General features: G+C 33.6%; 6 protein-coding genes. 1 reads left to right on the forward strand and 5 read right to left on the reverse strand.

All coding sequences use genetic code 11. The features are described 5' to 3' along the window. Positions 1–82: 82 nt before the first annotated feature. The 5 genes from IPK14_27860 to IPK14_27880 form a co-directional block, all read right to left on the reverse strand. Positions 83–3,061, reverse strand: a complete 2,979-nt coding sequence (locus tag IPK14_27860) for a carboxypeptidase regulatory-like domain-containing protein (GenBank protein MBK7997049.1) — start codon at positions 3,059–3,061, stop codon at positions 83–85. A gap of 206 nt (positions 3,062–3,267) precedes the next feature. Then, positions 3,268–4,686, reverse strand: coding sequence for an aminotransferase class V-fold PLP-dependent enzyme (locus IPK14_27865; GenBank protein ID MBK7997050.1), 1,419 nt, complete (start codon positions 4,684–4,686; stop codon positions 3,268–3,270). A gap of 23 nt (positions 4,687–4,709) precedes the next feature. Beyond that, positions 4,710–5,939 carry an IPT/TIG domain-containing protein gene (locus IPK14_27870; protein ID MBK7997051.1) on the reverse strand — a complete coding sequence of 410 codons (1,230 nt, stop codon included), beginning with the start codon at positions 5,937–5,939 and terminating at the stop codon, positions 4,710–4,712. Positions 5,940–5,943: 4 nt separating this feature from the next. Further along, positions 5,944–6,762, reverse strand: coding sequence for a hypothetical protein (locus tag IPK14_27875; GenBank protein MBK7997052.1), 819 nt, complete (start codon positions 6,760–6,762; stop codon positions 5,944–5,946). 25 nt (positions 6,763–6,787) lie between these two features. Further along, the gene (locus IPK14_27880) at positions 6,788–7,474 is read right to left on the reverse strand and encodes an exo-alpha-sialidase (protein ID MBK7997053.1); all 687 of its coding nucleotides are present in this window, start codon (positions 7,472–7,474) and stop codon (positions 6,788–6,790) included. 2,296 nt (positions 7,475–9,770) lie between these two features. Here IPK14_27880 and IPK14_27885 point away from each other — a divergent pair. Continuing rightward, complete coding sequence (locus IPK14_27885; GenBank protein MBK7997054.1) at positions 9,771–9,974, forward strand: hypothetical protein; 204 nt, start codon at positions 9,771–9,773, stop codon at positions 9,972–9,974. Positions 9,975–11,749 lie beyond the last annotated feature (1,775 nt).

Genomic DNA, 11,749 nt, shown 5'->3' on the forward strand with positions numbered 1-11,749 from the left:
TTAGAAATAATTTTTAGATCCTGGGGTTTTACTATCAATAGCATCAAAAATTCCTAATGCTATTGATAGTAGTAAATAAAACTTAGAATGAAAATCTAAAACCAATTTGTAGTTGGCGAGGAGAAAATGCACTACGAAACCGCTCAGGTGGTGCAATAAAACGGCTTCCATCTTTTGCCGGCAAATTAAAATTACCATTAGCATCAGGTGGGAAAATACCATTTATTTCACTAATGTTAACTCGATTAAAGAGGTTAAATGCTTCAAAAAAGCCTTGAACTTGGTAGCGTTCATTGATAGTAAATTTACGTTCTAAACGAAAATCCACGCTAAAAAACCCTGGAGTAATGCCAACATTTCTACCTAAACCTAAAGGACGGTCATTAGGTGGAAAATCTCCTGATTGATTAAGATCTGCTCCAGCAGAAATATTATAAGGACGGCCAGATTCAGCATTAATAATTGTAGAGAGACGGAAATTTTTAAGCAGTTCAGATCTGCCATAGTTAATATCCCAAATTCCAGAGAAAACAAAACGACTACGAACATCTTGGACAGAAAGAGAACGTTCTAAAGCAGGTTTTAATGTGTCATTAAATTGGGTTACATCAATACGAAAATCAACAAAATTATCTATTGCCTTAGCAAAAGTATAATGAGCTAAAACATTAAATTTGCTAGCAATTTTTTGCTTAAATGTTACAGTAAAAGCATTGTAGTAACTATCATAAGCAGATTCAAACTCAAAAACATCTCCGCGCGTTGGGTCAACTCTGCCTGTAATTGAGCCTGCGACTGGGTTTCCTGGCACTGGACGAACAACAGGATTAATATTTCGGTTGGATAAGAATTTAAGGCCGCGAACAAAAGCATAGCTTAGAGAAATAGTAGAGCTTTTTACTGAATAATCTATGCCAAAATTAACTTGCTGGGTATAACCATTACGTACATTGGAGTCATAGACTAGAGTTTGGCTAAGTTGAGGAACAAAAGTAGCGTTGCTAGGTATTTCTGGAGATTCAGGAAACCCTCGTTTTGGTAAAGAAAAGGGCAAGATTGAAAAAGGAAATGGAACAACTAAAACTTTAATTTGATCACGTTTAAGGAGTTCTAAAGTAAATGGAATTGCATAAATTGGTGTTCCAGCAAAAACGCCATAACCCCCATGAATACGTGCATTAGGGAATTTTTTTGGTTGATAAGCAAAAGCTACTCTAGGGCTAAAATTTCCATCATTCTTAGGCATAAAATCTATGCGATTTAAGTCATAACGTAAGCCTAGTTTTAGGGTGAAGTTAGAGCTTATTTTTATGTCGTTTTGAATAAATGGGGAGTAATAACGACCTGCAACAGTTTCTAATGCACGGTCAGAAAACCCTTGTGCAAGAAAAGTAGGGAATGAGAAGTTTTCTAAATTAAGATTTGCTGGAAAACCTGGTGCAACTTGGGCTAAGACGGGAGCAAGGTTTCTTAAGGCTGCTCTTTGTTCTGGAGTGCGTGTGTTTGGGTCAAATGTTTGTAGCCCTGATAAAACTGTAGGAGTACCAGTAAATGGAGTTAAATCTAATGGGGTAAATACAGATAAACCTCTAGCAAAAAAGTCAAGAGGTGCAGTAAAACGGATATATTTTAAGTCTATACCAAATTTTATTTGTTGGCGGCCTCGTGAAAGAGACGTGTTATTAACAAATTGACCTGTATCTAAATCTCTTAACTGTGGTAGGAAAGAACTTCGGCCTAATACAATCCTTCCTTCAGGAGCAAATATTTGTACTTGTGGATCATCGCCTATTACAGATAAATCTAATTCTCTATTACTCAGTAGTAGACGTGTTTCATTTACTAAATTAAGGCCAGCATTAATATAAGTGTTATTAAAAGCAATTGCATTTTCTCTAGCTTTTTGCACTCCACCATTAGTTTCACCAATTAAACCTCCAAAAGGTTCAGCCGCACCATTATATGAGCCACCAAAGTTATAGCGCACCCATAAGGTATCATTAGGGTTTAACTTAAAATCAGTTCTAGCAAGTATAGAAGTAGTTGCTTGAGAAAATGGAATAGGCCCATTATTAAGTAAAAATCCTTGACGCTTGGCAGCAGCCACAGATTCATCACTGATAGTAATAATATTATTTTGTTTTATTGATAAACGCTCAAACGAAAGAAAATAAAAAGCTTTTTCTTTTTTGATTGGGCCGCTTAAAAGCCCGCCAAATTGATATTGCTTAAATTCTGGCTCAATATTAGCAAATGCGTCTCTTGCAGCAATGGTATCATTGCGTAAGAAAAGAAATGTATTACCATGTAATTCATTTCCACCACCGCGAGTAACAATATTAACAATTCCTGCTAAAGCACGGCCAAATTCAGCAGAATAGCTATCTGAAACAACTTGAAATTCCTGTACAGCATCTTGGCTAAAATTAGACCTAACAGAACCTCCAACAGGCTCATTATTATCTAAACCATCAGTAGTAATATTGTTAAAACGGGCATTTTGCCCATTAAAAGCTAGCATTGAGCTAACAGTAATTCCTTGTTGTGGGGTTCTATCTGTAACTGCTCTTGGTGTAGTTAAGGAAAAATCTAAGAAATTGCGTCGGTTAATTGGTAAAGACTCAATATTACCTCTATCAATATTGCTGCTACTTTCTGTTTTTCCTTCATCAACACTACTACTAGCAACTACTTCAATGATTTCTGAAGTAGCACCTATTTTCAAAGAAAAATTTGCTAGCACTGTAGAGCCTAATATTAAATCTAAGCGAGTTGTTTGAGTGGTAAAACCATCAGCAGTTATTATTATTTCATAGCTACCAGGGTTTAATTGTGTAAGCAAATAAGAACCATCTTCTTGAGAAGCAATTTCTCTTATAAAATTGGTTTGCAAGTTTTTAACTTTTATTATGGCTCCCGCAATATTAATGCCTTGCTCATCTATAACATTGCCTGTCAAACTTGCTGAAGTTGCACCAGATTGAGCATGTACATTTACTAGTTGTCCAGAACTAAATGCCAAAATTAAAGCTAAGGTTAACGAGGTAAAAAATTTTTTCATATCACCCTCCTGTTACAGTAGGTTATCTACTAGGATTTTACTGATTGATTTATTATAAGGGATTAAAAAGGAAAAACATTATATAGTAGAGTTTTCTCTTAGTCTATGTAATGTATCTAACAAAATCCTAATAAAAACTTAATAGATAATTTAACTAAAAGTAAGTAAAAATTAAGTTTTGGAGGGAGGAACTTAGTCTTATAAATTTAAGATTCTTTAACTACTTGTTGTATTAAATACCACAAGTTTTCAACTTCTACTTTAGTAGTCATTTCAGCACCAATAGAAATACGAACAATTTGTTTACCTTTTACTATAGAAGGCGTTAAATAAGCTTTTCCAGAGTCATTGATTCTTTTAACCCAAGCTAAATTATGTGTAGCAATTGCTTGCTCATCCATATTAGGCTTAGGTATATGTCTTATACAAAGGGTTTGAAATAGCACAGGGGCAACAATTTCCCATTCGGGATTGGTTTCAATTTGTTCTTTTAACCAATTAGCATTATCTAAATCTCGTTTGATACGTCCTTGTAGGCCCGACACACCTTGCTCACGAATTAAAAACCAAAGTTTAAGGGCGCGAAAACGTCGTCCAAGTTGAATGCCCCAATCCCTAAAATTATTTACTTGTCCATCAACGTTAGTCTGTAAATATGTGGGATTAGTAGACATAACTCGAATTAAATGTTGTGGGTCACGTACAAAATAAGCTGTACAATCAAAGGCTACACCTAACCATTTATGAGGATTAAATAATATGGAATCTGCCTTTTCTACGCCGTCCCACATATAGCGGCATTCAGGCAGAATCATTGCTGAGCCTGACATTGCTGCATCAATATGTAGCCAAATATTATATTTTTCAGCTATTTCAGCTATTTCTTTAATTGGATCTACAGCAGTTGTGTTAGTTGTTCCTACTGTAGCTATAATAGCAGAAGGCTTAAGTCCATTTGCTAAATCTTGTTTAATTGCACTAGCTAATAATTCAACTTGCATTGAATAGTTTTTATCTGTATCAATTAAACGTAAGTTATTTTTACCAAAACCTGCAAGAAGTGCTGCTTTAGTAACAGAACTATGGCTTTGTTCAGAGGTGTAAATAACTAAAGGTGAATCCTCGCCTTGAAGCCCTGCTATGTTTTGACTATGGTTACTACTTTTTTCACGCGCACAAAGTAAAGCTACTAATGTAGCTGTAGAAGCTGTGTCTTGAATAACTCCGACAAAACTTTCTGGTAGCCCAATCATTTGCCTTAGCCAATTCATTACTACTTCTTCTAGCTCTGTAGCTGCTGGGCTAGTTTGCCAACTCATTCCTTGTACACCTAATCCAGCACTTAGTAATTCTCCTAGGACAGAAACTAATGTAGCATTTGATGGAAAATAAGCAAAAAAACTAGGATGATTCCAATGGGTAATGCCTGGTAATAATATTTTATTTAAGTCTGATAATATTTGTTCAAAGCTTTCTGCTTTATTTGGAGGGTTAGAAGGTAATTGTTTACTAATTTGTGAGGGTAGGACATCTGACATTACACGTTTATCAGATAGATTTTCTCGATAATCTGCAATCCAATCAATTATTTTATAACCAAATTGGCGGAATTCTTCTGGTGTCATATTTTTTCCTAGGTCTATAGAAATTACTTAGCTTTAATTTTGAAATTATTTTTACTGTTATCTGTAAAAGTTAAACCATTTTGCGTACGTGCAACTAATGAAACTCGTGCTGTTTTGGTTTTTATTTTTGGTACAACCCAGGTAAACATTCTATCTGTTGCAACCAGATTTTGAGTAATTATCATTGGGAAAGATGCTCCACCATCTATTGATAAAAGCAGATCAAAGCTAGCAACATCAAAGTTTTCTGCTTGCCAGCGAATAACAAAACTATTTCCTGCTTTTAATTTTTCTTTTCCTATAGGAGCAAGTAAAGTAAGAACAGGAGTTGTTACTGTGAAGTTATCTTTACTATTAACTACACCATTTGGAGTAGTTAAAGAAATTATTCCACTTCTTGCTTTATCTGGAATAATGGCAACGATTTCTGTTGCTGAAGAGAAAAAGAATTTTGCTGGTTCTCCTCCAATGGTTATAGTTGAGGTTTGTGCTAGCTCACGACCTCTTATTGTTAGAGTTGTTCCGATTGCCCCACTAGCAGGTGAAAAGCTATCAATCATTGCTGGAGGAGCGTTTCCATCTACTCTTAAGTAATAAATTTCATCATTACCATCAATTTCATCCTGGTACATTAGATAAACACTGTTGCTAGAATCAGATACTAGAGTGGGTAACTGTGAGATAGTGTTATTAATTGTAATATTTGTTGGTTGTGAAAAAGTATTACCTTGATCAGTAGATTTAACTAGCAAAATATCAGGATCTCCTGTAGAAAGATCTCGCCATGCAATATAGACTTGTTGGTTAATGGTTAAGATACTAGCATCATTAGAAGTTTCTGTAGTACGTGAGACATTTTTAGGAGTGTTAAAGCGATCTCCATTGTTATTAGAAGTTGAGGCAAAAATCTCAAAACGATTTCCTTGTCCAGGTAAAGATACTGTCATTGCTGCTTGGATTACACCATTTCCTGTAGTAGCAAGCGCAGGGCGAATAGCAAAACTTAAATCTCCTGAAGCCGTTGCACCATCAACAAATGTATCAAAACCATTTTGAGAACGTTTTATTTCAATTCTACAATTGCCACTGCTACAACTTTCATAAGCTAAATAACTAGTGCCTTTACCATCGCTTGTTGCTGCTGTAGTAAAGAGATTTCTTCCACCATCGCTTACAACTGCATTAGGAAATGAAAAAATTTCACCATTATTAGAAGATTTACTAGCAAAAATTTCAAATTTTGCTTCACCCAAAGATTTAGCTGCATCCCAAAACCACTACTTCACCATTTGGATTAGTGATAATGCTAGGTAGTTCAGAAAATTCTATATCTGGAGAAATATTTTTTGGTTCAGAAAAGCTTTTTCCTTGGTCTGTTGAACGGCTATAACTTATTTGACAGGCTATATCTGGGCATTCTTGCCAAGCAATATGAATGCTATTATCTGGAGCAATAGAAATTTGTGGGCTAATGTTTGCATTATCAGTTAAAGAAACATCCACAGGATCAGTAAAGCTAATTCCATTGTCTGTAGAACGTGAATAATAAATTCTTAAAGCTCCAGTTCTATCATCACTCCAAACACTATTGATTGCACCTTGCTTATCTATAACTGTATGAGGTTGAATGCTTCGGCTAATAGACTTAGAAACATTTAAAGGGAAACTATTATTTTTATCAGAAATAACATTTAACCTTAAAGTTGTGTTTGTTATAGCTCCATCACTGCTTGTAGCTGTAATAATAACTGGATGAGTACCTAATGAAGTATTACTATTGGTAATTGCACGGACATTAACCATTTGACCATTGGCAGTATTTCGGTTTTCAAATTCAAAGCTAATTGAATTTGTATCTGAACGAGCAGATAAAGTAAATGAACTAGAAGCATTTAAGGCTTTTAATCTAAATTGCGTTCTTTGGCCTGCAATAATGGTTTGTGCTGGTGTAACTGGAGCAAGAATAAAATTACTGTTATTAAAAGGAAGTAGTTTTTTTATCCCATAAACATCAGGGTCTTTACCACTACGATCATCACCCCAATTAAAGAAAAATCCACCATTAACCGCACTCATTTGATTATAATCACCATGATAGTTACTACGTATCCCTACAGGGGGTAGTTAGAACCGCCCAACTAGAATTACTTATGCGTTGATTTTGGCTAAAGCTTAAGCCGCCATCACTAGAAGTTGTTCCATAAACTTCTAACATTCCATTAAATAATTCATCATTTCGTCTGTCATACCACATTAAACCAACAGTTCCATCATTGCTAACAGCAATAGAAGGCATAAATTGATCTGTTAAAGTATTATCATCATTAACTTTAGCAACTTGACTCCAAGTTGCACCTTGACTAGTGGAACGAACAAAAAACACATCTGAACGATCAGTTTGTTTACTAGGAGAAGGTGAACTAAAAGTTAAATAAAGAGTTCCACGATTAGCAGAAGTGCTTGAATCAACAGCTAAACTTGGTAATCCATTAGCATCAAAATGGCTATTAAGAAAAATTCCAAGTAAAACATAAGTTTCAAGCGAAGCAGCTAAAACAGGTGGTGTAAAAGTCAAGCCACCATCATTGGAACGAGCAAAAATAATTCCTGCGGCAGCATCATCACCCCAAGCTAAGTTGACATCACCGTCCGGGCCAATAGCAATTGTTACACCTTGAACACTTAACGAAGTATCAGCAGGCGTTAAAATTACAGGGCGAGTAAAGCTATCACCAGCATTTTTAGAAGTAGCGCAAACAATGCGTGAGCCAATATTAGCTCCAACCACTGTAAAATCTGTCCACCCAATATAAACATTACCTTGAGTTGATGTTTTGCTAGTGTCTACAGCAATCCAGGGTTTATCTTGAAAAGCTGAACCGCTAGGAGCAGCAACTAAACCTGGGCTTGACCAAGTTTTTCCAGCATCATCTGAACGGGAAAAAATAATTGCTGGCTGTCCTTGTGCTGTTACTGCTAAACCAGTGTAATAAAATACTTTACCTTGTGCTGCAACTACTCCGCTACCAAAATTTCTGCCACCCGTAAGTTCTGGAATATGAGTAGTTTTCCAAGACTCCCCACCATCATTAGAGTAACTTACAGCAGAAATTCTTGTGCCAATATCATTATAAGCAACTACTATATTGTCACCACTAACAGCACTTGCAGTATTATTTTGTACTCTTGCACCTGTTTCTAAAGCAGGATCATTAATTTGAAAATTATCACTTACTGCCTAAAGGGAAAGGCTCATTAATCGCTTGTTGATAAAAATAATTTTGTAAACTTTTAGAAAGTTTAGGCAAAAATGTTGAAGGGATTACAAATTTTTATCTTTAGTAAAATTCTGTAAGCTAGCAAAATTTGTTGGGACTTCTCTTTGCCAAGCTTCAGAACTATTTCCATTAATTTGAGCTTGTAACCTAGCTTTAAGCCAGTTAGACACTACTTGACGCTTATCCTAGAATTATTACTAGTAGAATTATTTTGATTATTTGATAGATAAATAGGGGCTTTTATTAAAGGAAAAATAAAGTAAGAAAAAAATAAGATTATTAATAGGAATGATAGCCTAGCCTTCATTAAAAAAATCTCATAGATATTTTATTTTTGCTTATAAAAAAGAATACTAGAAAAATAACAGATCGAAGCAATCAATTAAAATACTATTTGCCTTTGATGGTTTTATATCTTTTGTAAATAAATTTAGCTAATAGAAGGGGAAAACTAAAAGCTTATATATTAATTTAGAGGTTATACCTACTTATTTTTCTGTTTACTTATTTTTCATTTTCCTCTAAAACGTTACTATTGATAAAAATAGATATTTATTGAGGTGTAATTATGATAAATGCTGAGAAAATTTTGCTTATGCCTAAACAGTTCATATCTAAAATATTGACTCTTTACCCATTTATATTGCTGTTTTAGATATAAATGCGACAGTTGTTTTTACAAATAAAATTTGGCAAAAATTTAGAGAAGAAAATATCTTTTTCCTAAGTAAAGTTTTAGTAGGGGCAAATTATTTTCAGCTTTGTGATGATATAAAAGAAAATACACAGGAACTAGAAAAATTTTTCCAAGGTATTGAAGAAGTATTTAGTGGTAAAACAGAGTTTTGAAATAGAAAATGTTTTTTGTTCATCAACAAAAATATTGGTTTTAAGTAAAGAATAAGATTTTATCTTAAGAAGAATTATTTTTAATAATTACCTGATAGAAAATATTACACAGTGTAAATTATTAGAACAATCATTTATAGAAAGCCAAACACAGCTAAATAGCTTAGTAGAATCTAATATTTTAGGAGTAACTAATTGGAATTTAGATGGATGTATAACTAAAGCTAATGATGCTTTTTGAAAATGGTTGGTTATAACCAACAAGATTTGTTGATGGAAAACTTCGTTGGAATGATTTAACTCCACCTGAATATGCTGAACTTGATCAATTTGCTATTAAAGAATTAAAAGAATGTGGCCGATATACTGCTTTTGAAAAAGAGTATTTTGTAAAGATGGTAGTCGAATACCTATTTTACTTGTAGGGATATTTTTTTTCTAATAGTCAAGAAACAGGTTTTCTTATATTTTAGATTTAAGGAAGTAAAAGCACTACAAGCCCAACTAATCACAGGCTCAAAAATGGAAAGTATAGGCACATTAGCTAGCGGAATTGCTCATGACTGAAACAATATTTTAACTCCCATTTTAATGTTTGTTCAGTTGCTGAAAGAAAACTTACTGATGTTAAAGACCACAAAATAGTAAATACTATTGAAGATACTATTAAACGAGGCTCAAACTTAGTTCAGCAAGTGCTGTCTCTAACACGTAAAACAGCTTAGAAAAAGAACAAATAGACTTTAATAAATTATTTTCAGAGATAGACCTATTGATTAGAGAAACTTTCCCTCAAGGTAACTGATATTAGTATTAATATAGAAGAAAATTTTAGTGTAGTTGTTGGTATTAATACAGAAATACATCAAGTTATACTAAACTTATGTATTAATGCTCGTGATGCTATGTCTGAGAGGAGGTCAACTAAGTGTTGCAAGTAAGAAATATGGTGGATGAATCTTATCAACAAAGATAGTAGATAGTTTCTCAGGAGAATATGTTTTAGTATGTATTGCAGATACTGGTACAGGCATTTCTTCAGAGAATTTAAATAAAATTTTTACCCCTCTTTTACTACTAAAGGATCCTGGAAAAGGAACAGGCTTGGGACTTCCCATTGTGATGAGAATCTTAAAAACATGGAGGATTTATTGTTGTTAATAGCGAAGTAGAAATAGGTAGTGAATTCTAATATTTATTTACCTTTTTATAAAGAGTCTACTGCTGAAAGATTATTAAACTTGGAAGAAGATATTCTGCTCGCCAAGGCTGCCAAACAATTTTAGTAGTGATGACGAAGAAACATTACGTGAACTTACTAAACGATATTGAAATTTATCAATATAAAGTATTAACATCAAATGATCGGTACAGATGCTATTGCTACTTAAGTAATCAACAAAGATAGAACATCCTTGGTAGTGATTGGATTCTATGATGCCTAATCTGATGGACTTGCTACTATTAAAGCTTTAAGAAAAAAAATTATAACTCCAGTAATAAAACTTATAGCAGTCACAGGTTTGATAACTTCTGATTTAGCTGATGAAGTTAGAAACAAAATGTTCCTTTAATAGAAAAACCATTTACAGCAAAAAAAGCTACTAAAATATTCATAATATTTACATAAAGTAGATAATTAACAATAATTTATTTGCAATAAATCACGTCTTATTTATTCAATATTTGATTACTTGAGTTTCATTACAGCTTGACATTTCATCATTGTTGGTATTTTCTTGTTCCTTTATTTTTGTTTTTTCTTTTTTTGTATTTTATCACTCTTTATAAACAATTTTTTGAACACGACCTTACTTCTTCTTTTTGTCATCTCATAATTCCCAAAATTCGATTTTATTGCGAAATTCAAGTACTAAAGCAGATGATTTTTATTAAAAGTAGCAAAAAACTTATGTTCTTAACTCCTGTGGCAAAACCATTTTGTTGCTAACACTGTAAAAAGTGCTGTGTTTTTTAAGCAAGTTCAGGCAAACAAATAGATTTAATCCTGTGAGATTACTAGTTAATTTACCAGTCAATATTTTTGATCAGTAATTAAGAATCGTTATTATAACAAATTAAGGTGTAAACCTAACACTTATCATAGGCATTCATTGTAAGTAGAGGGTCAAGACTAGCGGATTCTGGGCAAGTGAAAGATTCTGTATAGTTTATATAACTATATTGTGTCCAGTAGTAACCAAAAGTTGTTTGAGTTGCATTAGAAAAATAAACTGTTTGCCCAGCTATAGTTAAAGTTGCTGTAGTGGGATGCTGAAAATCATTAGCATCTACTACTAGTTTGACCCCACTAGATCCATTATTTCCTTTTGGGGTATACTATTCAGCACCCTGAAGTTTCCATTAGAATCTGTAACTCTATAATAAGTTATCTGTTGATTGGGCCCATACCAGCTATTCTTGGGCTTGTATCTGCTTGATCAGTGGGTCTTTGATATCTACACGAGTACGTTATGAGGTAGATCCACCACCACAACTTATTAAACCTTGACAAGTGGGAAATACACATGATTCTAGTTGCTGGGCCATTGCTTGAACGCTTAGATTTACTCTTACCTTATTTAAAACAAAAAAAGCCCACCAAAATTAAGCACAAAGTTACGAATCTTTTCATATAATATTTTTCTTAAAATCCTCCTAAGAAATTTGTTTGCATAATGAAGGGACAAATTACAAAAATTACAGAGAAATTGATAGTGGGCAAAATGTAAGACTGAACAATAATTCATTTTGACCGAAACTCATTTCAAAACTACCGTTCTAAGCAATACTAAATTTCTACTCAGCCTTACATCTGTATTACTACCAGCCTTCCATGTTTTCTGTATACGTAAATTGGAAACTATAATCCCTTAACTCCGCCTTTAACATTAAATAACAAATGCGTAATAATATTTAATGTCCTGGTCTGGTTA

The organism is Blastocatellia bacterium (assembly GCA_016713405.1).
In the GTDB taxonomy this organism is placed as follows: domain Bacteria; phylum Acidobacteriota; class Blastocatellia; order Chloracidobacteriales; family JADJPF01; genus JADJPF01.

What these genes read in the sequence shown, in the direction of transcription:
- IPK14_27860 (MBK7997049.1), bottom strand. Translation starts at nt 3,061, where the DNA reads ATGAAAAAATTTTTTACCTCGTTAACCTTAGCTTTAATTTTGGCATTT.
- IPK14_27865 (MBK7997050.1), bottom strand. Translation starts at nt 4,686, where the DNA reads ATGACACCAGAAGAATTCCGCCAATTTGGTTATAAAATAATTGATTGG.
- IPK14_27875 (MBK7997052.1), bottom strand. Translation starts at nt 6,762, where the DNA reads ATGAGTGCGGTTAATGGTGGATTTTTCTTTAATTGGGGTGATGATCGT.